The 26,671-nt window shown below is 68.9% G+C and carries 24 protein-coding genes and 1 pseudogene; 15 read left to right on the top strand and 10 right to left on the bottom strand.

The features are described from left to right. Positions 1-70: 70 nt before the first annotated feature. Together QQM39_RS24310 and QQM39_RS24305 are read right to left on the bottom strand one after the other, a co-directional pair. Positions 71-742: a response regulator transcription factor gene (locus QQM39_RS24310; protein ID WP_004000192.1), complete on the bottom strand. Its 672-nt coding sequence runs from the start codon at positions 740-742 to the stop codon at positions 71-73. A 5-nt stretch (positions 743-747) separates the two neighbouring features. After that, entirely contained in the window at positions 748-2,037 is a 1,290-nt protein-coding gene (locus tag QQM39_RS24305; protein WP_301999638.1) for a cell wall metabolism sensor histidine kinase WalK, read from the bottom strand. Between the two features lie 388 nt (positions 2,038-2,425). Between QQM39_RS24305 and phoU the strand changes: the two genes are divergently transcribed. From phoU to QQM39_RS24285, 4 genes are all read left to right on the top strand, one after another. After that, positions 2,426-3,127, top strand: coding sequence for a phosphate signaling complex protein PhoU (phoU, locus tag QQM39_RS24300; RefSeq protein WP_301999637.1), 702 nt, complete (start codon positions 2,426-2,428; stop codon positions 3,125-3,127). A gap of 518 nt (positions 3,128-3,645) precedes the next feature. After that, complete coding sequence (locus QQM39_RS24295; protein ID WP_301999636.1) at positions 3,646-3,894, top strand: SCO4226 family nickel-binding protein; 249 nt, start codon at positions 3,646-3,648, stop codon at positions 3,892-3,894. Between the two features lie 52 nt (positions 3,895-3,946). Further along, positions 3,947-4,198: an SCO4226 family nickel-binding protein gene (locus tag QQM39_RS24290; protein WP_301999635.1), complete on the top strand. Its 252-nt coding sequence runs from the start codon at positions 3,947-3,949 to the stop codon at positions 4,196-4,198. A gap of 315 nt (positions 4,199-4,513) precedes the next feature. Next, a complete protein-coding gene (locus QQM39_RS24285; RefSeq protein WP_301999634.1) occupies positions 4,514-4,849 on the top strand; it encodes a carboxymuconolactone decarboxylase family protein in 336 nt (111 codons plus the stop codon). 136 nt (positions 4,850-4,985) lie between these two features. Here QQM39_RS24285 and QQM39_RS24280 read toward each other — a convergent pair whose 3' ends face one another. Then, positions 4,986-5,657, bottom strand: coding sequence for a DUF4232 domain-containing protein (locus tag QQM39_RS24280; RefSeq protein WP_301999633.1), 672 nt, complete (start codon positions 5,655-5,657; stop codon positions 4,986-4,988). 306 nt (positions 5,658-5,963) lie between these two features. On the opposite strand from QQM39_RS24280, the gene QQM39_RS24275 reads away from it, so the two are divergent. Then, positions 5,964-6,722, top strand: a complete 759-nt coding sequence (locus QQM39_RS24275; protein WP_301999632.1) for an SMI1/KNR4 family protein — start codon at positions 5,964-5,966, stop codon at positions 6,720-6,722. A gap of 10 nt (positions 6,723-6,732) precedes the next feature. On the opposite strand, the gene QQM39_RS24270 is transcribed toward QQM39_RS24275, so the two are convergent. After that, positions 6,733-7,494 carry a phosphoglyceromutase gene (locus tag QQM39_RS24270; RefSeq protein ID WP_301999631.1) on the bottom strand — a complete coding sequence of 254 codons (762 nt, stop codon included), beginning with the start codon at positions 7,492-7,494 and terminating at the stop codon, positions 6,733-6,735. 166 nt (positions 7,495-7,660) lie between these two features. Here QQM39_RS24270 and QQM39_RS24265 point away from each other — a divergent pair, with 166 nt between their 5' ends. Further along, positions 7,661-8,938 (top strand): MFS transporter, encoded by a 1,278-nt coding sequence (locus tag QQM39_RS24265; RefSeq protein ID WP_301999630.1) that lies wholly within the window; start codon positions 7,661-7,663, stop codon positions 8,936-8,938. A 124-nt stretch (positions 8,939-9,062) separates the two neighbouring features. Next, positions 9,063-11,564 (top strand): FxSxx-COOH system tetratricopeptide repeat protein, encoded by a 2,502-nt coding sequence (fxsT, locus tag QQM39_RS24260; RefSeq protein WP_301999629.1) that lies wholly within the window; start codon positions 9,063-9,065, stop codon positions 11,562-11,564. Between the two features lie 5 nt (positions 11,565-11,569). On the opposite strand, the gene QQM39_RS24255 is transcribed toward fxsT, so the two are convergent. Then, positions 11,570-12,013 (bottom strand): DUF2000 domain-containing protein, encoded by a 444-nt coding sequence (locus QQM39_RS24255; RefSeq protein ID WP_301999628.1) that lies wholly within the window; start codon positions 12,011-12,013, stop codon positions 11,570-11,572. A gap of 49 nt (positions 12,014-12,062) precedes the next feature. On the opposite strand from QQM39_RS24255, the gene QQM39_RS24250 reads away from it, so the two are divergent. Next, entirely contained in the window at positions 12,063-12,875 is an 813-nt protein-coding gene (locus QQM39_RS24250; protein ID WP_301999627.1) for an AraC family transcriptional regulator, read from the top strand. Between the two features lie 29 nt (positions 12,876-12,904). Here QQM39_RS24250 and QQM39_RS24245 read toward each other — a convergent pair whose 3' ends face one another. Then, positions 12,905-13,405, bottom strand: coding sequence for a YbjN domain-containing protein (locus QQM39_RS24245; RefSeq protein WP_301999626.1), 501 nt, complete (start codon positions 13,403-13,405; stop codon positions 12,905-12,907). Continuing rightward, positions 13,398-14,734 (bottom strand): annotated as a pseudogene (mshA, locus tag QQM39_RS24240) (D-inositol-3-phosphate glycosyltransferase). Before mshA ends, QQM39_RS24245 begins: the two are co-directional and overlap by 8 nt. Before the next feature lie 393 nt (positions 14,735-15,127). On the opposite strand from mshA, the gene QQM39_RS24235 reads away from it, so the two are divergent. From QQM39_RS24235 to QQM39_RS24225, 3 genes are all read left to right on the top strand, one after another. Continuing rightward, entirely contained in the window at positions 15,128-15,946 is an 819-nt protein-coding gene (locus QQM39_RS24235; protein ID WP_301999625.1) for a class I SAM-dependent methyltransferase, read from the top strand. A gap of 173 nt (positions 15,947-16,119) precedes the next feature. Then, positions 16,120-17,190, top strand: coding sequence for a C40 family peptidase (locus QQM39_RS24230; RefSeq protein ID WP_301999624.1), 1,071 nt, complete (start codon positions 16,120-16,122; stop codon positions 17,188-17,190). A 337-nt stretch (positions 17,191-17,527) separates the two neighbouring features. Beyond that, entirely contained in the window at positions 17,528-18,832 is a 1,305-nt protein-coding gene (locus QQM39_RS24225) for a PP2C family protein-serine/threonine phosphatase (RefSeq protein ID WP_301999623.1), read from the top strand. Positions 18,833-18,974: 142 nt separating this feature from the next. Here the strand turns inward: QQM39_RS24225 and QQM39_RS24220 are convergent, their stop codons facing one another. From QQM39_RS24220 to QQM39_RS24210, 3 genes are all read right to left on the bottom strand, one after another. Then, the gene (locus QQM39_RS24220; protein ID WP_302003709.1) at positions 18,975-19,307 is read right to left on the bottom strand and encodes a DUF2516 family protein; all 333 of its coding nucleotides are present in this window, start codon (positions 19,305-19,307) and stop codon (positions 18,975-18,977) included. Between the two features lie 141 nt (positions 19,308-19,448). Continuing rightward, a complete protein-coding gene (locus QQM39_RS24215; protein WP_301999622.1) occupies positions 19,449-20,141 on the bottom strand; it encodes a hypothetical protein in 693 nt (230 codons plus the stop codon). A gap of 71 nt (positions 20,142-20,212) precedes the next feature. Further along, positions 20,213-20,830, bottom strand: a complete 618-nt coding sequence (locus QQM39_RS24210; protein WP_301999621.1) for a helix-turn-helix domain-containing protein — start codon at positions 20,828-20,830, stop codon at positions 20,213-20,215. 352 nt (positions 20,831-21,182) lie between these two features. Between QQM39_RS24210 and QQM39_RS24205 the strand changes: the two genes are divergently transcribed. From QQM39_RS24205 to QQM39_RS24190, 4 genes are all read left to right on the top strand, one after another. Further along, a complete protein-coding gene (locus tag QQM39_RS24205) occupies positions 21,183-22,667 on the top strand; it encodes an ATP-dependent endonuclease (protein WP_301999620.1) in 1,485 nt (494 codons plus the stop codon). A gap of 153 nt (positions 22,668-22,820) precedes the next feature. Continuing rightward, the gene (locus QQM39_RS24200; protein ID WP_301999619.1) at positions 22,821-23,573 is read left to right on the top strand and encodes a TnsA-like heteromeric transposase endonuclease subunit; all 753 of its coding nucleotides are present in this window, start codon (positions 22,821-22,823) and stop codon (positions 23,571-23,573) included. A gap of 50 nt (positions 23,574-23,623) precedes the next feature. After that, on the top strand, positions 23,624-25,621 hold the full coding sequence (locus QQM39_RS24195) for a Mu transposase C-terminal domain-containing protein (RefSeq protein WP_301999618.1): 1,998 nt from the start codon (positions 23,624-23,626) through the stop codon (positions 25,619-25,621). Next, on the top strand, positions 25,618-26,670 hold the full coding sequence (locus QQM39_RS24190; protein WP_301999617.1) for an ATP-binding protein: 1,053 nt from the start codon (positions 25,618-25,620) through the stop codon (positions 26,668-26,670). The genes QQM39_RS24195 and QQM39_RS24190 overlap by 4 nt, the downstream gene beginning before the upstream one ends. Position 26,671: the final 1 nt, after the last annotated feature.

Here is a 26,671-nt window from a genome sequence, read left to right as displayed (position 1 = left end):
GTCGTAGAGCGTGGAAGAAGGGCGGGCCCCCGAAACGGGGGCCCGCCCTTCGACGTGGTGCGCGTGTTGTTTACGGCTCGAACTTGTAGCCCAGGCCGCGCACCGTCACCAGGTACCGCGGCGCGCCCGGGTCCGGCTCGATCTTGGCGCGCAGGCGCTTGACGTGGACGTCGAGGGTCTTGGTGTCACCGACGTAGTCGGCGCCCCAGACGCGGTCGATGAGCTGCATGCGGGTGAGGACGCGGCCGGCGTTGCGCAGGAGCATCTCCAGGAGGTCGAACTCCTTGAGGGGGAGGTCGACCTTGGAGCCGGAGACCGTGACGACGTGGCGGTCGACGTCCATCCGGACCGGGCCCGCCTCCAGCGCGGCCGGGGTCACCTCCTCCGGCTCGCCGCGGCGGCGCAGGACGGCCCGGATACGGGCGACCAGCTCGCGCGAGGAGAACGGCTTGGTGACGTAGTCATCGGCTCCTATTTCCAGGCCGACCACCTTGTCGATCTCGCTGTCCTTGGCGGTGACCATGATCACCGGGACGTTGGAGCGGCCGCGCAGTTGACGGCAGACCTCCGTGCCCGGCAGGCCGGGCAGCATCAGGTCGAGGAGGACGAGGTCGGCGCCATTGCGCTCGAACTCGTCGAGTCCGTCGGGCCCGGTGGTCGCGACGGCGACCTCGAAGCCCTCCTTGCGGAGCATGTACGACAGGGCGTCGGAGAAGGACTCCTCGTCCTCGACGACGAGCACACGGGTTACGGAAGGACCTCCGGGGCGGAAAGCGTTTCGTACGCGGTTGAGTCAGGCGGTGAGTCGGGGGATCTGCGGGGATTCGATGCGGCGGACTGTCCGGCCTCGTCGTCGAGGTCGGGGTGCTGCTGTGCGCGGTCGCGGGCCGCACCGGCCTCCGGCAGCCGCAGGGTGAAGGTGGAGCCCTGTCCCTCGGAGCTCCACACCGTGACCTCCCCGCCGTGCGAGGCGGCCACGTGCTTGACGATCGCGAGACCGAGGCCGGTGCCACCGGTGGCACGGGAACGGGCCGGGTCGACGCGGTAGAAGCGCTCGAAGATGCGCTCCTTGTCCTTGTCCGAGATGCCGATGCCCTGATCGGTCACGGCGATCTCGACGAGGTCCCCGCCCGGGGCGCTGACCCGGCGGGCGGCGATGCCGACGCGGGTACGGGCGGGCGAGTAGTTGACGGCGTTCTCGACGAGGTTGCCGAGCGCGGCGGCGAGCTGGCCGCGGTTGCCCCAGATGCTGAGGTCCTCGGTGCCGCCGGCGGCCATGTTGATCTGCTTCGTCCCGGCGGCGTGCCGGCAGCGGTCCATGGCCTCGGCGACGAGTTCGTCCACGCGGACGGGCTCGGCGTCCTCCAGCGGATCGTCGTTCTGCACCCGGGAGAGGTCGATGAGCTCCTGCACCAGGCTGGTGAGCCGGGTCGCCTCGATCTGCATCCGCCCGGCGAAGCGCTCCACGGCCTCCGGGTCGTCGGAGGCGTCCATGACGGCCTCGGAGAGGAGGGAGAGGGCGCCGACCGGCGTCTTCAGTTCGTGGCTCACATTGGCGACGAAGTCGCGCCGCACCGCCTCTATGCGCCGGGCCTCGGTGAGGTCCTCGACGAGGAGGAGGACGAGGCGGGAGCCCAGGGGTGCGACGCGTGCGGACACGGCGAGGGCCTCGCCGCGTCCGGTGCCGCGCCGGGGCAGGTCCAGCTCGACCTGCCGTATCTCGCCGTCACGTCTGGTGTCCCGGGCCATCTGGAGCATGGGCTCGACGGAGAGCTTGCCGCCGCGCACCAGACCGAGGGCGTACGCCGCCGAGCTGGCCTTGACGACGGCGTCCCCCTCGTCGAGGACCACGGCGGAGGAGCGCAGCACCGACAGGACCGTGTCCACGCCGGGGGGCAGGACCGGGTCGGTGTGCAGGGAGGTTCGGGTGGGTCGCTTCAGGTCGCGTTCGCTCCAGCGGAACGCCAGCATGGCGATGACGCCGGTGAGTACCCCGGCGATCGCTGCCGCTGCGGCGACCGCCGCGTTCACGTCCATGCATCCAGGTTAGGCATGGCGCGGGCGGTGGCCACAGCCGTCGGAGGGCGAGCTCGAACACTCGTCGCCCAGAGTTCACCTTGGAGCCAGTATTGGTTCATTTGGGGTGGCGGAAACGGACGCGTGGCAGCCGGAAAGTAGGAGCGTGGGGTTCGCACAGGCGATTTCGGATGGCGTTCGATCGCGTGGGTGGTCGCTCGGCGATCGGGTGGACGATCGCATGGTGATCTCACTGGCGGTTTCATGACAGTCCGACTGTCGTTTTCACGGCAGTCTTATGGTCGGAGGTCACGACAGTAAGACTGCTGGTTCGGACGACAAGACTGCCGGTTCGACGACAGTCTCCTGGCCCCGGAACCCCCGAGGCAGACGTAAGAGAGGGACCCTGATGCGGGACGCGTACCACGAGGAACTGGACTCGATCGGCGACAGCCTGGTGGAGATGGCCCGGATGGTCGGGTCGGCGATCGGGCGCGCCACGACGGCGATCCTCGACTCCGACCTGAAGCTGGCCGAGAGCGTGATCGAGGCCGACCAGAAGGTCGACGACCTCCAGCACGAGCTGGAGGCGCGGGCCATAGCCCTGCTGGCACGCCAGCAGCCGGTGGCGACCGACCTGCGGATAGTCGTCACCTCGCTCCGAATGTCGGCCGACCTGGAGCGCTCCGGCGACCTCGCCCAGCACGTGGCGAAGCTCACGCGGCTGCGCTACCCCTCCCGTGCGATTCCGCAGGACCTGCACGCCACCATCCTGGAGATAGGCCAGCTCGCGCAGCGCCTGATGGCGAAGGCGGCCGAGGTGATCGTCACCAAGGACGTCGACCTCGCCCTCCAGCTGGAGCAGGACGACGACGCGATGGACCTCCTCCACCGCACGCTCTTCCAGCACCTGATGGACGAGCGCTGGAAGCACGGCATCGAGACGGCGGTCGACGTGACGCTGCTCGGCCGCTACTACGAGCGGTACGCCGACCACGCGGTCGCGGTCGCGAAGCGTGTGGTGTACCTGGTGACCGGTGAGCACGCTGATGAGCTGCAGGCCGACATCCAGCCGGAGATCCAGCCGGTTTCGGGGGCGGAGGGGGCGTAGGCCGCAGCCGTAAGGCCGTAGGCGGTACGCCGTACGCGGGCTTGCGGGGGGACTGTTCGAGGCGTGTGCAAGCCTCTGTGCGCCGTTGATGCGCCCAGCGGGGCGGGCATGGAATGGGCACAGGCACCAGCCTTGAGGAGGGACCATGGCCGAATCCCCCAGCACTCCCGGCACCACCCCCGACCCCACCCGGGAACGCCCGTCCGAGCAGCCCGCCGACATCAGGAGCCTCCCGCTCTTCGGCGCCTGCGGCTGCGGCTCGGGGTGCGGGTGCGGGTGCCAGTCGGGGAATCCTTGCCAGTGCGGGTGAGGGTGTAGGGCGCAGGGCGCGTACAGGTGCGGAAGTACTGCGGCGTATGACGCCGTGGATCTCGTACGACGGTGAAGGGCCTCGGCGTGAATGCCGGGGCCCTTCGTCGTGCTGGTCGCCCCGGACGGGCGCAGCATGGAAGGAGAGTGAGAGCAGGCGAGCGCACTCCGAGGACCAGAGGTCCGAGGATCGTCAGGAGGTGCGAGGCATGGCTCAGTACATGGACGTACACCACAACATGAAGGGCATCACGGCCGACCAGCTCAGGGAGGCCCACAACGCGGACCTCGCCATCGAGAAGGACGAGCGTGTGCACTTCGAGCGGGCGTGGGCCGACCCCGAGTCCGGCGTCGTCTACTGCCTCTCCGAGGCCCCCTCGGCGGAAGCGATCCAGCGCATCCACGAGCGCGCCGGCCACAAGGCCGACGAGATCCACCCGGTGCCGCTGTCGGTCTGAGACGCGGGTGGGACGAAGCTTCGGGGTGCATCGGGAAGGAGGTGCGAGGCCCATGACGCGCTTCATGGACGTCCACCACGGAATGCAGGGCATCACGGCCCAACAGCTGCAACAGGGCCACGACGCCACCGTCGCGGTCGAGCGGGAAGAAGGAGTTCACTTCGAACACGCCTGGGCGGACCCGGAGTCCGGCACGGTGTACTGCCTCAGCGAGGGTCCCTCGGCCGAGGCCGTCCAACGTGCTCACGAACGCGGGGGCGGCGGGGTGCCGGACGAGATCCATGCGGTGCCGCTGAGCGTGTGAGTTCGGCACGGCGGAGGAAGTGGACAGAGTCAGAGGAACAGTACGGAGGGGGAAACGGCCCCCGGGCTGCGGTGATGCAGGCCGGGGGTCGATGCGTGGGCTCGGGGGCGCCGTACGGGTCATGCGGGCCGTACGGGAAATCACCGGCGTCGTGCCGTGCGTGACGCCTCGGGGTACTCGCGCCGGCCCCCCGACAGGCGATCCGCGGGAAACGGACTTACGGTCGAGCGGTGGGTGCTGCACCGGGTGAGGTGCCCTCACGTGCCGGCGCCGACCGTCCACTTCCCTCACGACCCCAACAGGAGACGCCCTGCCATGGCCACAGCATCTGAAACCCCGGTACTGGACACCCTCGCCGCCATGACGGTCGACTCCGTCGAACGGTGCGGACTGGTCCCGGAAACCTTCATGCTCACCCGCATCGCGGCCCTCGCCGCTTCGGACGCCCCGCCGATCTCCTACGTCGCCCACATCGACCCTGCCATCCAGGCCGGGCTGACTGCCGAGCAGGTGCAGGATGTGCTGGTCGCCATCGCGCCGGTGGTGGGAACGGCGCGCGTCATGACGGCGGCCGGCAATATCGCCAAGGCGCTTGGCATCACGATTACGGTGGCGGACGCGGAGGCCGAGGCGGCTCAGGGGCGGGCGTAGAGACGGCGCCGGGACAGCGAGAAGCCATTTCTATGCGGTCCTGACGAGTACTGGGTCGGCTTCCACTCATGACGATGCGCCGACTGATCACCCGCACGAACGGCCGGCTCGCGGCCTCTTCGGGCTGTGGCGCCGTTCAGCTGAAGGGAACGGCGTCTGCCGGGGCCGTGTGCCAGTTGGTGACGACCGGCTTCTCGACCGTGATGGTGCCGACCGGCAGGGAAACCGGGTTGGGGTCGTCGTCACCGACGCCGACGATGATGCTGTCCAGTTCCTTGCCACCGTCTTCGTTGGTGGTCTTCGGGTTCACCCCGGCGTAGGCGGTGGTGCTCCCAGTCAGCTTTATCTGCTCGCCGACGGCCTGCTCCGCGGGACCCGCCTGGGTGCCGTCGGATCCGAACGCCACGGTCGGCAGCGCGGCGGGCAGGTAACAGGTGATCCCCGACTTCGCCTTCGCGGTGATCAGGATGTATCCGCCGGCCTGGGTCTCGGACTTGGTGCTCCAGGAGATGTCGTTGGCGCCGCAGCTCTGCCCGACCGGCTCCCGCTCACCGTTGCCGGTGTCGGCGCCGGAGCCGGCCCCGTCCTCGGTTCCCTTGCCCGACGCGTCGGAGCCCTTGTCGGCGCCCTGGCCGCTGCCCGCGGTCGCCGAGCCGGACGGGGTGGCCGCATCGCCGGCCGGGGTGGCGGACGACGAACCCTGCGCGGCGGCCGTGTCCGCGGCCGTGTCCTGGCATGCGGTCATCAGCATGGCGCCGCCCACGATGGCCGCGGAGACGAGGAAGGCCTTGCGAAGGTTGCCGGACATGAAATCCCCCTGGTGATCGGTCGGTTGAGGCCGAAGCGGCTTCGGCTGCTCGGTGCTGCTCGATCACTATGAGGGGGCTGCGAGCCGAAGGGATCCCGGCACCTTCGTTCCAGGACAACGCTGTCACAGGCTGGTGACATGACCACGAAGAGTTGAGGGAGCCCCTGCCGGGCTCGAAAGGGGGCGACCTGCGGTTTTCGAGCGGCTCCTCCGGGGCGCGGGTACGAATGGGTGGGCCCGGTGTGGATCCGTTGGCCTACGCTTCGGTTCATGGGGGCGAGGACGTGGCGCGGTGTCCGTGGGCGGGTGGAGGCTCTGGCCCGTGCTGACAAGGCGCGGGAAGTCTTCGGCGCGTGGGGACGGTACGGGGGAGCCGGGCATCGCTTCCGGCTTGCTGATCCACTGTCGGAGGCGGAGGTCGCCGAGGCGGAAGCGCAGTGGGGTGTCTCGTTGCCCGTGGACTACCGGGCCTTCCTCCTCGAAGTCGGTGCCGGCGGTGCCGGGCCGGGCTACGGACTCACCATCCTGAGCCGTACACCTGCCGGGTGGCTGTGGAGCGACCCGGGCGGCGGCACGGTCCACGAGCGATTGCGCTTCCCCTTTCCCGGTGTGGAGGAGAGCCTGCCTGTTCAGGCAGAGCATGAGCGCAAGGAGCCGGTCGAGCCCGACGTCGAGGACCAAGCAGCGTTCCATGAGGCGTATCGCGTCTGGCTGGAGGAGGACGAGAGGCTGTTCGACTGGTTCGCGTCCGGCGCCGTATGCCTCAGTCACGAGGGGTGCGGCTATTTCCATTGGCTGGTCGTCTCTGGTCCGCAGCGGGGGCAAGTGTGGCTTGACGAGCGTCCGGGGGACGGAAGGTTCAGTCCCCTCGGAGAGGTCGGGTTCGCTGATTGGTACCTCGACTGGGTCGAGAAGTCCGAGGCTGTCGTGCGGGGCGCCCACCAGGAGGGACAGTCAGGTGCGCCAGGCCTGAAAACGCATGCGCAGACCGGGAGTTCGGCACCTCGCTGGTGCGCGAGCGGCAGCGAGAAGCCCCCTACTCACGACCGCAGGCAGGGGGCTTGATCAGCTCGGGTTACTTCTTCTTGCCCTGGTTCTTGACCGCCTCAATAGCCGCCGCAGCAGCCTCGGGGTCCAGGTACTTCCCGCCCGGCGTCACCGGGTTGAAGTCGGCGTCGAGCTCGTAGTAGAGCGGGATGCCCGTCGGGATGTTCAGGCCCGCGATGTCCGCGTCGGAGATGCCGTCGAGGTGCTTGACGAGGGCGCGGAGGCTGTTGCCGTGGGCCGCGACCAGGACCGTGCGGCCGGTCAGGAGGTCGGGGACGATGCCGTCGTACCAGTACGGGAGCATGCGGACGACGACGTCCTTCAGGCACTCCGTGCGGGGGCGCAGCTCCGGGGGGATGGAGGAGTAGCGCGGGTCCGACGCCTGGGAGAACTCCGAGTCGTCCTCGAGCGGCGGGGGCGGGGTGTCGTAGGAGCGGCGCCACAGCATGAACTGCTCCTCGCCGAACTCGGCGAGGGTCTGGGCCTTGTCCTTGCCCTGGAGGGCGCCGTAGTGGCGCTCGTTCAGGCGCCACGAGCGGTGGACCGGGATCCAGTGGCGGTCGGCGGACTCCAGCGCCAGCTGGGCCGTGCGGATCGCGCGCTTCTGGAGGGACGTGTGGACCACGTCGGGGAGGAGGTCGGCGTCCTTCAGGAGCTCGCCGCCGCGGACTGCCTCCTTCTCGCCCTTCTCGTTGAGGTTGACGTCCACCCAGCCGGTGAACAGGTTCTTCGCGTTCCATTCGCTCTCGCCGTGGCGGAGGAGGATCAGCTTGTACGGTGCGTCGGCCATGCGTCAGAGCGTAATCCACGCCTTCGTCCCCTCGCGTGGCTGCCCGAAGACCGGACAGTCGACGGCATCTGTTAATTGAGTGGCCGGCGTGGAGTGGATATCCGTAAGTTGTGAGCACCGCCTGAGCCACTTACATCCGCGCCGCTTACATCCGTGGGGGATCCCGATGTCACTCGCCAGCCTGAGACGCGCCACCCGAGAAACCGTCTCCGGGCTCCCCCGCGAGTTCTGGTGGCTGTGGACCAGCACGCTCGTCAACCGGCTCGGTGCCTTCGTCGCCACCTTCATGGCCCTGTACCTGACCCTCGACCGCGGCTACTCCGCCTCCTACGCCGGTCTCGTCGCCTCGCTCCACGGGCTCGGCGGTGTCATCTCCTCCCTCGGGGCCGGGGTCATGACCGACCGGCTCGGGCGGCGGCCCACGCTCCTCGTGGCGCAGGCCTCCACCGCCCTGTCCGTCGCGCTGCTCGGGTTCATGCACGATCCCGTCGCGATCGCCGCCGTCGCGTTTCTCGTCGGCATGGCCTCCAACGCCTCCCGCCCGGCCGTGCAGGCGATGATGGCCGACATCGTGCGGCCCGAGGACCGGGTCCGCGCCTTCTCTCTCAACTACTGGGCCATCAACCTCGGCTTCGCCGTCTCCTCCATGGCCGCCGGGTTCATCGCCGAGGTCAGCTACCTCGCCGGGTTCCTGATCGAGGCGGGGATGACGGCCGTCTGCGCGGTCGTCGTGTTCGTCAAGCTGCCGGAGTCCAAGCCGGTCGCGACGGCCAAGGCCGCCGAGGCCGAGGTCGGGCTCGGCACCGTCCTGCGCGACCGGCGCTTCATGAGCGTCGTCGGGCTGTCGTTCCTGGTCGCCGTGATCTTCCAGCAGGGGTCGGTCGGGCTGCCCGTCGCGATGGGCGAGGCCGGGTTCACGCCCGCGGACTACGGTCTCGTGGTCGCCGTCAACGGCATCCTGATCGTCGCGCTGCAGATCCCCGTCACCCGGTTCATCGAACACCGCGATCCCGGGCGGCTGCTCGTCATCTCGTCCGTCCTCGCCGGGTACGGCTTCGGGCTCACCGCCTTCGCCGGGTCGGTCGGCGTCTTCGCGCTCACCGTGTGCGTGTGGACCCTCGCCGAGATCGTCAACGCGCCGACGCAGACCAGCATCGTCGTACGCCTCTCCCCTGTGCACGGGCGTGGCCGCTACCAGGGCATGTACACCATGTCCTGGTCCGTGGCCGCCCTGGTCGCCCCGCTGATGTCCGGCTTCGTCATCGACCGCTTCGGCGCGGAGTGGCTGTGGGGGCTGTGCGCGGTCGTCGGCACGGTGGCGGGGCTCGGGTACGGAGCGCTGATGCGGCGGTTGCCGGCCGACACCGGGGCGGAGGCATCCCCGGCCGCCGAATCCCCGGCCGGGACCGGGGCCCAGGCGGAGGCGGAGACGGGCGCGGCCTGACGCCCCCGTTCCCCCCTCTCCGGCCACCGCTCTTCTCCTACTCCCGCCTGCGTCGCGGCGCGTGCGGGGTATACAAGAGGTTGCGGTGCGGGGGCCGTTGGGGTCGCTGGGGTGGGAGTGGGGCATGACCGACAGTTCCGAGTTGATCTTCGTCAGTCATGCCGGACCCGACAGCCAGTGGGCGGAGTGGGTGGCGTGGCACCTCCAAGAAGCCGGATACGAGGTCGAGTTGGACCTCTGGCACTGGCGGACCGGCGATGACTTCGTCAAGAAGATGAACGACGCCCTGGCGCGCTGCTCCGCCGTCGTCGCCCTGTTCTCACCCGCCTACTTCGCCCCGGGCCGCTACACGGAGGAGGAGTGGACCGCCCCCGTCGCCCGGCGTGACCGCCTCGTCCCCGTGGTGGTCGAGCCGTTGGAGGAGGACCGGCTGCCGGCCATCCTTACCCCGCGGCTACGCAAGGACCTCCACGACCTGGACGAGGCCGACGCCCTCGCGGCGCTCCTGGAGGCGGTACGCGGACCTGCCCTGCCCGCCCGCAAACCCGACTTCCCCGGCACGCGCACCGCGAAATCGAGGTCCCGGCGGAGCAAGGCTCCGGTCGGCCCCCAGCCCCGTTTCCCGTCCGGCACCTCCGACCCCGCCGTGTGGGACCTGCGGCAGCGGCGACGCAATCCGCACTTCACCGGCCGGGACGCCGTCATCGAAGGGGTACGCCGCAAACTGCTCGCCGAACGCCAGGCCGCCGTCCAGGCGCTCAACGGAACCGGCGGCATCGGCAAGACCCAGGTCGCGCTGGAGTACGCGTACCGTTTCGCCGGCCAGTACGACCTCGTCTGGTGGGTCGACGCCGAACAGGGCGAGCAGGTCCCCGCCCGCTACGCCGAACTCGCCGCCCGCGTCGGCGTGGCCAAGCCGGACGCCGGCGTGGAGGTCAACGCGCGGTACGCCATGGAGTACCTGCGCACCCACGAGCGGTGGCTGATCGTCCTGGACAACGCGGAGGATCCCCAGCAGCTGCGGACCTGGCTGCCGGAGGGGCAGGGGCATGTGCTGATCACGGCCCGCAATCCGGACTGGCGCAAGGTCGTGCCGCGACTCCAACTGGGGGTGTTCAGCCGTGCCGAGTCACTGGACTACCTCACCGCTCAGCTGCCCACCCTGAACCCCGAGCACGCCGACGCACTGGCCGACGCCCTCGGCGACCTGCCGCTGGCGCTGGCGCAGGCGGCGGGCGTGATGAGCGAGGGGATGCCGCCGGAGCAGTACCTGCGCGTGCTGGAGACGCACACCACCAAGCTTCTCGATCGCGGTGAGGTGTACGACTATCCCGCCTCGCTCGCGGCCACGGTCACCATCGCGACGGACCGCCTCGACGCCGACCATCCAGAGGCGACTGCGGTGCTGCGGCTCGCGGCCTTTCTGGGGCCCGAGCGGATTCCGACGGCTTGGCTGGTGGCGGGGCGGGCGGAGCTGGCGACGGTTGGTGGAGACCCGGACGACTTCCTGTGGCCGCAGAGCGCCCTCAATCCGCTGGCCCGGTACGGGCTGGCCGTGGTGGAGCCGGACGCGTTTCAGGTGCACCGGCTGACTCAGGCGGTGGTGCGGGACAGGGCGGGTGGAGAGGCGACGGGTGCGCTGCAGGACGACGTGGCCGCTCTGCTGACCGCCATCGATCCGGGCGATCCGGATCTGCCCGAGACATGGCCGGGGTGGACGTCGCTGACGTCGCATCTGATGGCGACGGTCCGCCCCATGAGTGCCAGGGCGGAGCTGCGCCCTACGCTGCTGAGGGCCGCCGTGTATCTCGTACGAAGCGCTCAGCCTCTGGTTGCGCGCGACCTTGCCGCCGCCCTTCGCGAGGCATGGGCCGCTTCCCTGGGCGAGGACCATCCGGACACGCTGCGCGCCGCTCACATGGTGACCTGGGCACTGGACGGTATGTGGGCTTATGAGGAGGTCCTCCCCCTCGTCCAGGACGTCCTGGAGCGGCGCCGCAGGGTGCTGGGCGACAACGATCCGGAGACGCTCAGCTCAGCGCATGACCTCGCCATCACCTTGGGGCATCTGGGCCGACATGCCGAAGCGCTCGTCATGCACGAGGATCAGCTGGCAAGGCGCAGGGCAGAACTGGGCGACGATCATCCCGACACGCTCGACTCCGCTCACAGTTTCGGTGTCGCCCTGGGCAAACTGAACCGAGATGCCGCATCCCATCGCACGCTGGCAGACGTCCTGGAGCGACGCCGGAAGGTGCAGGGCAACGACCACCCCGACACCTTGCGCACGGTCGTGAGCCTCTCGCTCGCTCTCTGCCGCCTCGGCCGTTACGACGAAGCCCACCAGACGCTGACGGGGAACCTGGAACAGCGCCGGAAGGTACTCGGCAACGATCACCCCGACACCTTCACCTCCGCCAACTTCCTCGCCAGGACTCTTAACCACCTGCGTAGGCACTCCGAGGCGGAACGCCTCTTCAAGTCCACGAGACTCCGCGTTCGCGAAACCCTGGGAGCCGACCACCCCCTGTACCGCATCATCACCCGCGACCTGATCGAGACGCTCAAGGCCCAGGGCAAGACGTACGAAGCCCAGAAGCTGGCAAGGAAAGACCGCCGCCGCTGACCACGTCACGGATGCATCCGCGCCCCCTTCACCACCTTGTCCACCGCGTTCCGCGGCCCGTACACCGCCAGCCCCACCAGATCCAACTCCCCGGTCCCGACCGCCCGCACCGCCGCCCGGTTGTCCCGGTCGTTCCCCGTTCCGAACAGGTCGGAGGTGAACACCGCCCGCGGCAGCGCCCGCGACAGCACGCGCGCGTGCGCCGCCGTCAGGACCTCCTTCGTCCCCTCGAAGACCAGCACAGGCTGCCGGAACATCGGCAGGTAGCCCACCCCGTCCGCGTCCTCGTACGGCTCCCCGATCACCTCGGGAACCTGCGTCCCCAGCCCACTGACCAGGAACGCGGTCACATTCAGCCGCTGCCAGGACTCCAGGTCCTCCCTCAGCAGCACGGCGATCTTCGTGTCGAATCGGATGGGTCCGGTGCTCGTTTCGCTCGTCTCGCTCATACGACGAGACTGCCGACCGCCGTACGACGTCGTCTTGTACGTTCTTTGCATGGCCGCCCGGCAGGAAGTCACGCGGGAAGTCACCGCGTGGCGCCCCCGCGTCCCGGGCGTCACCGAGGTCTTCCACGCCCACTTCACCGAGTACGCCTACCCGATGCACGTCCACGAGGCCTGGACGCTGCTGATCGTCGACGACGGCGCCGTGCGCTACGACCTCGACCGGCACGAGCACGGCACCCCGCACGACACGGTCTCCCTCCTCCCGCCGCACGTCCCCCACAACGGCTCCCCCGCCACCCCGCGCGGCTTCCGCAAGCGCGTGTTGTACCTGGACGGCAGTCGGCTCGGCGACGACCTGATCGGCCGGGCCGTGGACTCCCCCGACCTGCGCGACCCCGTACTGCGGCTGCGGGTGGGCCAGTTGCACACCGCCCTCGCGCACCCCGGCGACGAACTGGAGGCGGACAGCAGGCTGACCCTCATCGGCGACCGGTTGCGCGCCCACCTGCGGCCCGAAGCCGTCAAGGACGACGTCCCGCGGCGCGACCCCGCCCTCGCCCGCCGGCTGCGCGAACTTCTCGACGAGCGTGTCGTACAGGGTCTTGCCCTCGACGAGGCGACCGGGCTTCTGCACGCCCATCCCGCCCATCTCGTACGGTCGTTCAGCACGGCGTACGGCATCGCCCCGCACCAGTACCTGATGTCCCGCCGCGTCGACCGCGCCCGGCGGCTGCTCCTGGAGGGCCGGTCACCGGCCGACGTGGCCACCGCGACCGGCTTCTACGACCAGGCCCATCTCTCCCGCCACTTCCGCAGGTTGGTGGGGGTGCCGCCCGGGCGCTACCGCAGCAGCGCGCGCTGAGCGTCGTAGGGATTGCGCGGCCGTTGATTTCAGTCGGCGGGACGCCGGGTCAGGTGGGCGAACGCGTCCAGGTTGCGCGTCGACTCGCCGCGCGCCACCCGCCACTCGTACTCCTTGCGGATCGCGGAGGCGAACCCGAGCTCCAGGAGGGTGTTGAAGGCGCCGTCCGCCGCCTCCAGGACCTGGCCGAGGAGGCGGTCGATCTCGTCGGGGGTGACGGCCGGCAGGGGGAGCTTGGCGGTGACGTAGATGTCGCCGAGCCGGTCGACGGCGTAACTCACGCCGTACAGCTTGAGGTTGCGCTCCAGGAGCCAGCGGTGGACGCCGGGCTCGTTCTCGTCGGGGTGGCGGATGACGAAGGCGTTCAGCGAGAGGGAGTGGCGGCCGATGAGGAGGGAGACCGTCGTCGACAGCTTGCGGGTGCCGGGGAGTTTGACGACGTAGTTGCCGGGGGCCGGACTCTCCCAGTCGAGTTCGGCGTCCTTCAGGGCTCCCTCGACGATCTGCGCCGCCTTCTGTGCGTCAGCCATGGTGGGAGCGTACGCGACGCCTGTAGGCCTGGGTCGCGGCCACGTAGACGTCCGCCGTGGCTGCCGCCGCGGTGTCCCAGCCGAAGGACAGGGCGTGCCGGGCCGCGGCCTCGCCCATCCGGGGGACAGGTGCGGGTCCTCCGCGAAAGCGTGCAGCACGCGCGCGTAGTCGGCCGGATTGTGGCCCTGCACCAGGAAGCCGGTGCGGCCGTCGCGGACCGCCACCGGCAGGCCGCCCACCGCAGCGGCCAGGACGGGGGTGCCGGCCGCCTGTGCCTCTATGGCCACCAGGCCGAAGGATTCGCTGTACGACGGCATGACCAGCACGGACGCCGCGCGGAACCAGTCCGCGAGCTGTTCCTGGCCGACCGGCGGGCGGAACCGTACGACATCCGCGATGCCCAGGCGGGCGGCCAGCTTCTGCAGGCCCTCGGGCTTGGCCATGCCGCTGCCGCTGGGGCCGCCGACGATCGGGACGAGGATGCGGGAGCGGAGGTGGGGGTGCTCGTCCAGGAGGACGGCCACCGCGCGCAGGAGGATGTCCGGCGCCTTCAGAGGCTGGATGCGGCCCGCGAACAGGGGGATCAGGGCATCCTGGGGGAGGCCCAGGCGGGCTCTGGCGGCGGCTCGGCCGTCGGCGGGCGAGAAGCGGTCGAGGTTCACGCCGGGGTGGACCACGGCGACCTTGTCGCGGTCGGCCGCGTAGTGGCGTACGAGCTCGTCGGCCTCCTCGGCCGTGTTGGCGATGAGGCGGTCGGCGGCCGTGACGATCTGGGTCTCGCCGATGACGCGGGCGGCGGGCTCGGGGGTGTCGCCGTCGGCCAGGTTGGCGTTCTTGACCTTGGCCATCGTGTGCATGGCGTGCACCAGGGGGGCGCCCCAGCGCTGGGCGGCGAGCCAGCCGACGTGGCCGGAGAGCCAGTAGTGGGAGTGGACCAGGTCGTAGTAGCCGGGGCGGTGGCCGGCCCAGGCCTGCATCACGCCGTGGGTGAAGGCGCAGAGCTGGGCGGGGAGGTCCTCCTTGTTGAGGCCCTCGTAGGGGCCCGCGTCGACGTGCCGGACGAGGACGCCGGGGGCCAGTTCCACGGTGGGTGGGAGGTCTGTGGCGGTCGTGCGCGTGAAGATCTCGACCTCGATGTTGATCGCGGCGAGGCGCTGCGCGAGCTCGACGATGTAGACGTTCATGCCGCCGGCGTCGCCTGTGCCGGGCTGGTGGAGCGGTGAGGTGTGCACGGAGAGCATGGCGATGCGGCGGGGGCGGCGGTGCAGGCGCAGCCGGTGGGGGGCGGCCGGGGAGCGACGCCCGAGCCTGCTGACGTACTGGCTCACGTGGCGTTCCTCCTTGCTGCGGGCATGCCGGACGGAGGGTTCTGGCGCCCTCCACGGCGGTGCAACGCTGGAGGGAGGGGTCCCATTCCTGGTGGGGTGGTTTTTGCCGAGATGTTACCGGGGGTCGCTCAACTGTTCGGGAGGTGGGTGCGTTGTGCCTCCGGCGGTTGAGCCGGGGTGCCTGCGGCGGCCTGTTGCTGTCCGGGGGGGTTCCTGTAGCGCCTGCGGGTGGGTTGTGGGTCGGGGCCGTGCCGGGGGGTGTCCGTCCTCGGTCGGGCGGTGGGCGTTGGGCTAGACGTGCTGTTTCTTGACGCCCGACTCTGCGGGCGGACACCCCCCGGCACGTCCCCTTGCCGCCGTACGCGGGTGCGGGCCGCCCTTACTCTCGTATGCATGACATCCCGCGCCTTCGCCCGACCCGTGGGCACCGTCACGCGTGGGACCACCAATCCCAATCGGCTGCGCCGTATGGACCGCTGGATCGCCGGCACGTATGGGGTCGAGTTGCGTCGTGCCGTCGATCCGGTTGCCGTGGATCTCGGGTACGGCGCCGCCCCCTGGACCGCGGTGGAGTTGCTCGGTCGGCTGCGGGCCGTCGCGCCCGGTGTGCGGGTGGTGGGGGTGGAGATCGAACCGGCGCGGGTCGCGGCCGCGAAGCCGTATGAGCGGGAGGGGCTCGTGTTTCGGCACGGGGGGTTCGAGATTCCTGTGGCGCGGCGGCCGGTGCTGGTGCGGGCGGCGAATGTGCTGCGGCAGTACGAGGAGGGCGAGGTCGCCGGGGTCTGGGAGCGGCTGTGTGCTCGGCTCGCGCCGGCCGATCCGGGGAGGGGGTGCCGTGGAGGGCTGCTCGTCGAGGGGACCTGCGACGAGATCGGGCGTCGGCATGTGTGGGTCGCGCTCGGGCCGGAAGGGCCTCGTACGGTGACCTTCGCGACCCGGCTGGGTTCGCTGGAGCGGCCTTCGGACCTTGCCGAGCGCTTGCCGAAGGCGCTCATCCATCGCAATGTTCCCGGCGAGCCTGTTCATGCCTTTTTGCGTGACTTCGACCGCGCCTGGGCCGCTGCCGCGCCCTATGCGTCGTACGGCGCACGTCAGCGGTGGATGAGGGCTGTGCGGGATCTCGCCGTCGACTGGCCGGTGGCGGACGGGCCGGTGCGGTGGCGGCAGGGTGAAGTGACCGTGCGGTGGGAGGCGTTGGCTCCGCGCGTCTGACTCCGTGGAATGGGGGAACGATCTCCGCGAGTCGTTCGTCACAAAGGCGGGGAGATCGTCATGACGGGGAGGGAACGGGGGAAGCAGACCTCTGTCACTTTGCGCGCCGACATGGCACGATCCCCCGGACGTTCGTAAGTTACTGACGGGACATCAGTTTGGGGGCAACAGGTATGGGTTCGGGCAAGCGCGGCCTGATCACTGCGGCTGTGACCGTCGTCTGTGCGGTCACCGTGCTGGCGGCGCCGGGTACGGCGTTCGCGGCGCCCTCCCCGTCACCGAGTGCCTCGTCCCCGACCACTGTGTCGAACAAGGACCTTGAGGTCGTTCGCAAGCGGCTCGAGAAGCTCTACCACGCCGCGGCCGTCGCCACCGACGAGTACAACGCCGCCGAGGAGGCGGCCGAGAAGCAGTCCGCCGAGATCGTCGCGCTGGCGAAGAGGATCGTCAAAGGGCAGGACCGGCTGGCCGAGTTGAAGAAGCGGGCAGGGGCCGCGGCTGCCGCGCAGTACCGGTCCGGCGGACTGCCCGACGAGGCGAAGCTGATGCTCAGTGACGACCCGCAGGCCTTCCTCGACGGCACGGGCCGGGTGCTGCAGGGTCAGCGCGCGACCAAGGGGCTGCTGGCGGAGATGACCCGCATCCAGCAGGACTTGGAGCTGTACGCCAAGGACGCCTCCGCCCAGTGGCAGAAGCTGGAGGCGGGGCGCAAGACCAAGGCCGCCGCCCAGAAGAGGATCGAGAAGCAGATCAAGGCGGCCGAACAGCTCGAATCCCGGCTGGAGGAGGAAGAGAAGGAGCGGCTCGCCGAGTTGGAGAAGGAGGCCGCCTACAAGGCGCAGACCGCCTGGCTGGACTCTGGCATCCTGGAGGACATCAAGGGCGAGGCGTCCGAAGAGGGGCGCAAGGCCGTCGAGTACGCCACGGAGCAGCTGGGCAAACCGTACGAATGGGGCGCCGAGGGGCCGAAGACGTACGACTGTTCCGGGCTTACGTCACAGGCGTGGGCCAGCGCCGGGCAGGGGATCCCGCGGACCTCGCAGGAGCAGTGGAAGCAGTTGGAGCGCATCGACATCGAGGACATGCGCCCCGGTGACCTCATCATCTACAACGCCGACGCCAGTCATGTGGCCATGTACATCGGCGACGGCGCCATCATCCACGCCCCGCGTCCGGGGCGGACCGTGACCGTCGCGGGGGCCGGTTCGATGCCGATTCTCGGGGTGGTTCGGCCCGATGCGTGAGGATTCGTCGACGTGCGGGGATTCCCTGGTGCGAGGGGATTCCGCGGTGCGTGCGGGTTCGGGGCGTTTCGTGGCCTCTGGGACGTGAGCCCCGCCACGTGACCCGCCCCACGTCACCTCGCTCCCAAACGCTGGGGGAACGTGACGTTCGTCATCCCTGACTCCCATCCAGCCTGTCCAACTGCGGTAGGGAACGCGGCATATGACAGTGGCCGACGCCCACGCGGCGTGGCTCACACCATTCCGTTGCGCCGCCGACTACCGCTATGGTCCCCGTCGGTGGATCGAGGTCCCTCGTTCCCACCATGCCCTCGGGGGAGGGAAGGAACTCAAGACGATGCCCGTACCCATACCGCGGCAGAGAGCGATCCCGGCCGTGGAGAGTGGTCAGGCGCAGGCCGCGTCCCCAGGCGGCGGCACCTCCCGGGAAGAGGCCCCGCGTAAGGAAGAGACGGTCGAGAACACCACCCACACCAACCTGACGCTGCTGTTGATCGAGGACGATCCCGGCGGCTCGGCGATCGTGCCCGAGCTGCTCGACTCGGCCGGCAACCCCATCCGGGTGCGCACCGCCCGCAACCTCACCGAGGCCGAGCGGCTGCTGACCGACGACGTCCACTGCATCCTGCTGGACCTCGCGCTCTCGGCGCCCGGCCGCCTCACCGACGACGACGAGCTGGCCGTGCTCAAGCACGTCCTGGAGCTCGCGCCCCGGCATGCCGTGCTCGCGCTCACCGCCTCCGGCGACGCCGAGCGCGGCGCGGAGGCCGTGCGCGTCGGTGCGCAGGACTACCTCTTCCGGGACGAGCTGGACGGGCGGCTGCTGAGCCGGGCGATCCGGTACGCCGTTGAGCGGAAACGTTCCGACACGGCCGAGCGGCGTCTTGCCGAGGGCCGGATGCGGGCGCAGGAGAACCGGCGGCTGGAGCGCGGTCTGCTGCCCACGCCGCTGCTGGAGGGCTCCTCGCTGCGGTTCGCCGCGCGGTACCGGCCGGGGCGCTCGCGTGCCCTGCTCGGTGGTGACTTCTACGACGTCGTCCGCACTGCCGACGGCACCGTGCACGCCATGATCGGCGACGTCTGCGGGCACGGGCCCGACGAGGCCGCGCTCGGTGTGGAGCTGCGGATCGCCTGGCGGGCGCTGACGCTGGCGGGACTGTGCGGGGACGCTCTGCTGGGCACGCTCCAGCAGGTCCTCGAACACGAGCGGGCCGACGACGAGATCTTCGCGACCCTCTGCACGGTGGACATCGCGCCGGACGGCCGACGGGCGGGGCTGTGCCTGGCGGGGCATCCGTCACCGCTGCTGGCCCGGCCCGGTCGGCCCGCGCAGTTGTTGCCGTACGACAACAACGGGCCCGCGCTCGGGCTGCTGCCCGGGGCTCGGTGGCCGCGGATGGAGGTCAAGCTGGGGGCGGAGTGGAGTCTGATGCTCTACACCGACGGCTTGATCGAGGGCCGTGTCGGTGAGGGCCGGGAACGGCTCGGCCAGGACGGCATGGTGGAGATGGTGCGCCGGCAGATCGACGAGGGGTTGCGCGGGGAGGCGCTGCTGCGGGCCTCGGTCAATGAGGTTCGGGACCTCAATGGCGGGGAGCTGACGGACGACGTGGCGGTGCTGTTGCTGGACCGGGCGGTATAAGCGCTGCTGGGCCGGGCCGCTTGAGTGCTGCTGGGCCGGGCCGCTTGAGTGCTGCTGGACCGGGCGGTTTGAGCGGGACTCGCCGTTACGGGGCAGCCCTCGCCGCTGAGGGCATGGGGTGCATGGGCGTAAGCCCGCCTGCTTACCTGCCGCCGTTCCACGGGCCGTACGGGCCGTCGCTGCTAGAACCCCGCCGGCTCCGGCCACCGCCCGGAAGACCCTTGATCGCGGGGCGTACGTCGACCATGTACACGATCGTCGCGATGAGGCCGATGATCGGCAGGAACGACAGGATGTTGAAGATCAGGTTCACGATGAAGGCGAGCCCGAGGATGATCAGCCAGAACGGCTTGGTCTTCTTGTCGGCCGCGCGGTAGGCGTCCTCGCGGCGCGTGGCGGCGTCGATCAGCGCGAAGCCGCTGAAAAGGATCAGGCCCATGCTCAGCAGCCACATGAACCCCGCGAAGCCCTGCATCAGCACAACGTCCACCACCCGATTCGGCTCGTACCTACGCGGTCACCGTACCCGCAACAGCGGACCCGCTACCCGAACAACGGGCCGAGCACTGTGTAAGTGCCCGGCCCGTGTCCAACCGCTCTTCTTCACTCGTCCGTGTTACCTGGCGGGCGGAGTCGTCTTCTTGGCGGTGGTCTTGCGGGGCGTGGTCTTCTTGGCGGCGGGCTTCTTCGCCGCGGCGGCCTCCGCGGCGAACGGGGTCTCGGCGGGCTTGGCCTCGGCCTTGTCCTCCTTGACCTCGACCGGCTCAGCCTTCGGCTCGACGGCGACCGCGAGCTCCTCGATCTCCTCGGCGGCCTCGCCGCGCCAGGTCTTCACGGCCTGCTCGCCGTGCTCGGCGACCTTCTCGTAGGTCTCGCGGGCCTTCACGGCGTACTCGGCGGCGACGCCGACGGTGCGCAGCGCGAGGTCCTGGGCGCTCTCGCCGAACTTCTTCAGGTCGGCGTCGATGCTGCTGCCGAACTTCTTGAAGTCCGCGTCCAGGTTGCTGCCGAACTTCTTGATGTCGGCGTCCAGGCTGCCGATGAGCTCGTTGACCTTGGCCTGGAGGGTCTCCTGCGCCCCCTTGGCCTTGGCGCCGGCCTCCTTGGCGCGGGCGGTGGCCTTCTCCTGGACGGCCTTGGGGTCGGTGTTGCGAACGGCCTCGATCCGGGCCGGCGCCTCGGCGCGCAGCTGGTCCACCAGGCCGGGCACCTTCTTGGCCTGCTGGAGAGCCAGGTCCGCGGTGCCGGCGGCGAAGTAGAAGGGGGTCGGGTCGCTGAAGGTCTTACGCAGGTCGTCGGTGATGGCCATGGTGATGGTCCTCCCGGGTTGCTTCGAGGTGAGGGTTTTGGGTCCCGCGGTCGGCCTGCCGGTGCGCGTGGTCAGCCGGCCGACTGCTGGGGGTCGTTCGGGTTCTGCGGGTCGGCGTCGTTGCCGTCGGACGTACGGGTGGTGCGGGTCGTGCGGGTCGCTCGCGTCGTGCGGGTACGGCGCGCGGCGGGCTTGCGGCGTACGGCGGTGTCACTGCCCTGAGCGTCAGCCGCACCGTCGGGGTGACCGTCGCTCGAAACGGCCTCGGCCGACGCGACGGCTTCCACTGCCTCGACAGCCTCGACCACCTCGGCAGCATCGCCCGCCTCGGGGGATATCCCGAACCCGTTCTCCTTGCGGAAGGATTCGTAGATCTGGAGCAGCACCTGCTTCTGCCGCTCGTTCAGCGTGGGATCGGCGAGGATGACGGCGCGCGTCTCCACCTCGTCCCGGTCCCGCTCGGCGTCGAGGATGCCGGCCCGGACGTACAGCGTCTCGGCGGAGATCCGCAGCGCCTTGGCGACCTGCTGCAACACCTCCGCGCTCGGCTTGCGCAGCCCGCGCTCGATCTGGCTCAGATACGGATTGGACACCCCCGCGGCATCCGCGAGTTGCCGCAGTGACAGCTGCGCGTTGCGCCGCTGCTCACGCAGATACTCACCGAGATTGCCGACGTTGAGCGATGCCATGCCTCCACCTTGCCTCACCCTCGCTAACTATTGCAAGCACCCGCTTGCAAAAGTGCGCCACGCCACGTGACGGGGGTTCAGGAACTGAGCAGGAGGTGTCCGTTCCCAACGAAACTGACAGAGTCCCAGGGGACCTGCCGCACGAGTTGAGCGGGTCCCGCCGGATCTGACATCGCCATTTGACCCACGGCGCGTCACGCCGAGGCAGCCGCGCCCGTCGACGCCCAACCGCGCGAACCGTGGCTCCCTACGCGCCCTATCAGAGTAATGTGCACACGGAGCCGCGCGAGTCGACCCCTCCCTCGCGCGCTCACGGCGCGGTAGGCCATCCATAAGCGTAGGGACGTGCTCCATGACCAACTTCCGAAGCGAGATCCGCGAAGGCGACATCCGGCGCCTCGAAGAGAAGGTCGCCTCGACCAACTACGGGGCTTACCTTCGCCGGATCACGCTGAAGCGAGTACGCGGGTTCAAAGATCGAGTTGTCAGCTTCGACTTTCCTGTCACCGCAGTAGTGGGACCCAACGGCGGCGGCAAGACGACCATCCTCGGAGCTGCGGGCATCGCCTACAAGGACATCGCCCCGGGCGAATTCTTCGCCAAGAGCGGCAAGTACGACGCCAGCATGAAGGACTGGGTCATCGAGTACGAGATCATCGACAAGAAACTCAACCCACGCCTTCCCCTGCAACGGACAGCGAGTTTCCCGCAGCTGAAGTGGAACCGCAAAGCGGTCGTACGTCCCGTGCTTCTCTTCGGAGTGTCGCGCACAGTACCCGCTACCGAGCGTAGGGAACTCGTCAAGGCCGTAGGCAACAAGTTCGTCGCTGAAAAAGAGGTAGCTCTTTCGGCTCCGGTAGTCGCTGCAGTGGAGAAGATCCTCGCCAAGGAGATGCAGGGCTGCAACCGCCTTTCGATCGACGCGCAGGGACGGGCAACGATGTTCGCGGCGCGAAATTCCGACGGCAGTGAGTACTCCGAATTTCACTTCGGGGCCGGCGAAGCCAGTGTTATCCGGATCGTCTCGGCCATCGAGGAGGCGCCCGATGGAGCCATGATCTTGATCGAGGAGATCGAGAACGGACTGCATCCCATCGCCACTCGCCGAATGGTCGAATACCTGATCGAAGTGGCCCTACGCAAGTCGTGCCAGGTCATCTTCTCAACGCACAGTAACGACGCCTTGGAGCCACTGCCGTCTAAGGCAATTTGGGCCGCCTACAACGGGGAGGTTCTCCAAGGGAAGCTGGACATCAAAGCGCTTCGAACCATCACTGGCCAGATTGATGCCAAGCTTGCGATCTTCGTTGAAGATAAGTTTGCCGAACTCCTGGTGACAACTGCACTTCGTTACCACGGAGGGATCGAGATCGATGCGGTCAAAATCCATGGAATGGGAGGAGCCGACCCCGCGATCAAAGTCAACGAGCAGCACAACCTTGACCCAACTTCAAGTTTCCCGTCTGTTTGCCTCGTCGACGGGGACCAGGCACACAAGACGGATCCCAATCGCCGAATCTTTACGCTGCCTGGTGAGGGAGATCCCGAGGCCCATATCTTTGACGTCGTACTAGGGAGACTGGAACACATCGCTGCAAGGCTTACGGTCTCCATGCAGCTCCCGACCAGCGCGCAGGAGCGGGTCAAGCAGGTAGTTTCCGATCGAGCCTTGACTAACCGCGATCGCCATGTCATTTTCGAACAGATCGGCGAGGATTTGGATTTCACAGCTGGAATGGTCGTCGCTAATGCATTCCTCGCCATCTGGGCACAGGAGCGCCCAGATGAAGTCAGCACCCTCGTAGGGAATTTCGATACCCTCATCCCCAAAAGGTGAAGCCAGCCAACGACACCCTCACAGTCGCATACGTGGAAGGTTCCTCCTACCGCTAACAGGAATTGCGTAATCGATCTTCCCTGAGTCACTCACACGAGCGGTTTTATCAGGAAGGATCTGGCACAGTCCCAGCGGTTCGGCACAGTGATCTACATGAAGCAGGGTGGACTTGCGGATACCGCACTGCCAAGAGGTGCCGACTTCGAGGTCAGCTGGCGGAATGCCGATGGTGAGCACCGATGTCCGCTGACCGAGGCGGACACCGTCGAGTTCGAGGCGGGGCTACCAGTGCGTGGGTTCCCGTCGTACCGGGGACAGCGGCACTTCCCGGGCTTGTACTGGTCGGCAACGACCGGCGGGCACGTGGGGTTCGAGTCCTGGCTGGAGCGGGATCACGCGATGCTGCTCGACTTCACGCCGCAGGTGACGGGGCTGCTGTCGCAGCCGTTGTGGCTGTTCTGGGAGGACGATCAGGGTAAGCGGGTCTCGCACGCTCCGGATTACTTCGCTCGGTTCGAGGACGGGCGCGGGCTGGTGGTGGACTGTCGGCCGTTGGACCGGATCGACGCACGGTCGGCGGCCAAGTTCGCGGCGGCGCAGGCGGCTTGTGAGGCGGTGGGGTGGGGATACCGCGTCGTCGGCGAGGTAGATCCGGTGCGGATGGTGAACGTCCGCTGGCTGGCGGGATACCGGCATCCACGGCACGGGGCCGATGACGGGCTCGCGGCCCGGTTGCTGGCGCTGTTCTCGGTGCCATCGCCGCTGGTGGCGCGGGCTGCGCTGCTCGGTGATCCGATCGCGGTGTTGCCGACGGTGTTCCATCTGCTCTGGCTGGGACAGCTGACAGCGGATCTGTCGCACCCCCTGTCGGATGCCACGCTGGTGTCGCGGACGGAGGCTCGGTGAGCGGGCGCCCAGGGGCACGGACAGCGTTAAGGGTCGGGGATCAGGTGCGCATGGATGACCGACTGCACACGGTCGTGGGCCTGTCCGGGACGGCAGTGCGGCTCCTCGACGAAGCCGGGTCGGTGAGCCTGGTGTTGCTGTCGCATCTGCTGATCTCGGAAGGCTTTGAGCTGATCGGCCATGGTGCCAATCAGGGCTGCATGCCGCCGTTCGCTCTGTTGGACATCGTGCCGGAGCGGGAAGCCGAGAAAGCGGTGGCCTGGGAACGGCATGTGACCGAGGTGGAGTTCGGCAGGCCGCTCGGTGCTGATCCCACGGCCCTGCCTCGTCCGGAATACGACCCGGCCCGCCACACAGTGGAGGAGCGGGTGGCGGCCAAGGCGGTGGAACTGCGAGCCATCGGCTGGCAGGCAAGTGTGGGGACCGTTCAGCGGATGCGCAGGCGCTACCGCGAGCAGGGGCTGTGGGGCCTGGTGGATCACCGTGCGACTCGTCTGTCCTCACCGACTGGACGGGCCGATGACCGGGTGGTGGCCGCCATCACGGAGATCCTGGCCGCGACGACGCACGAGTCCACTGGCACCCGCGGCCGACTGCGTCGGCGGGTGGAGGCGCTGCTGGCGGAACGGCATGGGCCGGGCACAGTGGCGATGCCGTCGAAGTCGGCGTTCTACCGGCTCGTCGAGGCGATGAGCGAGGGTACGCACGCCTTCGGCGAAGCCACATCCCGCAGGTCAGCGGCTCGCCGCCCGCCAGGAGCGTTCACCCCTTCCTCGGCCTGCCGCCCCGGCGAGATGGTGCAGATCGACACGACACCGCTGGACGTGCTCGTGGTCCTGGAGGACGGAGTGAGCGGACGCCCAGAACTCACGATCGCCGTCGACGTGGCAACGAGGTCGATCTGCGCCGCGGTGCTGCGCCCGGCAGGGACCAAGGCCGTGGACGCCGCGCTGCTGTTGGCCAAGATGCTGGTCCCGGAGCCGTTGCGGCCCGGCTGGTCGGACGCGCTGGCGATGTCGGCGACGCTGATCCCCTACCGAAGGCTGCTGGACATCGACGCCCGCCTGGAGCAGGCGGCCGCCAAGCCGGTGATCGTGCCGGAGACGATCGGCATCGATCACGGCAAGGTGTTCATCTCCGACACCTTCCGGACCGCCTGCCGGTCTTTGGGCATCTCCGTCCAGCCGTCCCGCCCGGCCACCCCGACTGACAAGGGAATCGTCGAGCGGACATTTTCGTCGATCAACACGCTGTTCTGCCAGCACATCGCTGGTTACACCGGTTCGAACACGACTCGCCGGGGCGCCGGGGTCGAGGCCGTATGGACGCTCGCGGAACTGGACGACCTGCTGCAGGAGTGGATCGTGGCCTGCTGGCAACAGCGGCCACACGAAGGACTGCGCAGCCCGTTCCTACCGGGCCAGCCCATGTCCCCCAACGATGCATATGCCCTGCTGATCTCCCGCACCGGCTACCTGCCGATGCCGCTGAGCGGCACCGACTACCTGGAGTTGCTGCCGGCACTCTGGCGTTCGGTCAACGACTACGGCATCCGCATCGACCACCGCACCTACAACTGCCCCGGACTGAACCCACTACGGCGCCGCTCCTCGAGAGTGACCGCCAAAGGCGGGCTCTGGGAAGTCCACTACGACCCCTACGACCTGTCCCAGGTCTGGGTACGCGACCCAAGCACCGGAGAGTGGACCACTGTTCCGTGGACACACCGGCACCTGGTCTCCGCGCCATTCGCGGACTTCACATGGCGCCGGGCCCGGGACTTGCTCGCGATGCGAGGGCGGGACGACACCGACCAGGCCGCCGTGGCCGCCGCAGTAGACCAGTTGCTAACCCGGGCAGAAAGCGGGCCGGACCGCCGAATCGCGGCTCGCACCCGCGCCGCCCTGGAGCCCGCTCGGCCCGTCGCCGCGCTGCCGCAGGCACCTGCTTCGGATGATGTCGAGGACGAGACCACCGCCCTGGAGCAGCCGTCGAACGTCATCCCCTTCGGCGTCTTCGACGCCTTCACTGACGGGAGCCGCCTGTGAGCCCGACCCCACCACAGGACATCGCCAATCCGCAGGCGTCGCTGACCACGAAGGAAGGCTGGCGGGCGTTCGTCGACGAGAACCCGGAGCCCCCGCCATCCCTCCCGTCCGGCGCCGTCCTGGACAAGGAGGAGCTGGAGTCCTACAAGGAAGCGCGAATCGACTACCACACACGGTCCGTCATCGTGAACACCCCCACGATCCGCGGTGTCGTCACTACCGGCCGCAAACGCATCGTGCTCAACCGGCACCAGGTCTCCGCCCGCCGCGGCCTGATCGTGTCCGGATCGGCTGGCACCGGCAAGACCACAGCGATCACTCAGCTGGGCAAGAACGTCGAACAGATCACCCGACGCCGCAACGCCGCTGCTGTCGGCGGACTGCCGGTCGTCTTCGTCACCGTACCCCCGGCCGCCACCCCGAAGATGCTCGCAGGCGAGTTCGCCCGATTCCTCGGCATCCCGCTGGAGTACCGCATGAGCCAGGTCCAGATCACCAATGCCGTCTGTGACCTGCTCGGCAAGCTCGGCACCACGCTCGTTCTGGTCGACGAGATCCACAACCTCGATCTGACGACCCGCAACGGAGCCGAGGCGTCCGACCAGCTGAAGTACCTCTCGGAGCGGATCGCGGCCACTTTCGTGCTTGCTGGTCTCGACGTCGAGACCAGCAGCCTGTTCCAGGGCACCCGCGGGCAGCAGATCGCCGGCCGCTACACGGTCGTCCCCTCCCGGTCCTTCGGCCACAAGAACCGCGCGGACAAGGAGCACTGGCAGGCCCTGGTGGCGACCATGGAGGACTCCCTGCGACTGCACTCTCACCGTCCCGGCACCTTGGTTGCCATGACCGGATACCTCCACGAACGCACCAGCGGGTTGATCGGCAGCCTTTCCCAGCTCATCCGGGAAGCCGCAGTCGACGCCATCGACACCGGCACAGAAAAGATCACCAAGCACATGCTCGACGAGATCGAGCTCGACCACGCCGTCCAGCAGCCCCAGCCTGATCACCTCCGCGCCAAGCGCGCCCGCAGGCCGAGAGCGGCCTGAG

This window comes from Streptomyces sp. DT2A-34 (genome assembly GCF_030499515.1).
GTDB lineage: Bacteria > Actinomycetota > Actinomycetes > Streptomycetales > Streptomycetaceae > Streptomyces.
Note: the sequence above shows the minus strand (reverse complement) of the source record. Positions and strands in the feature narration are given on the sequence as shown.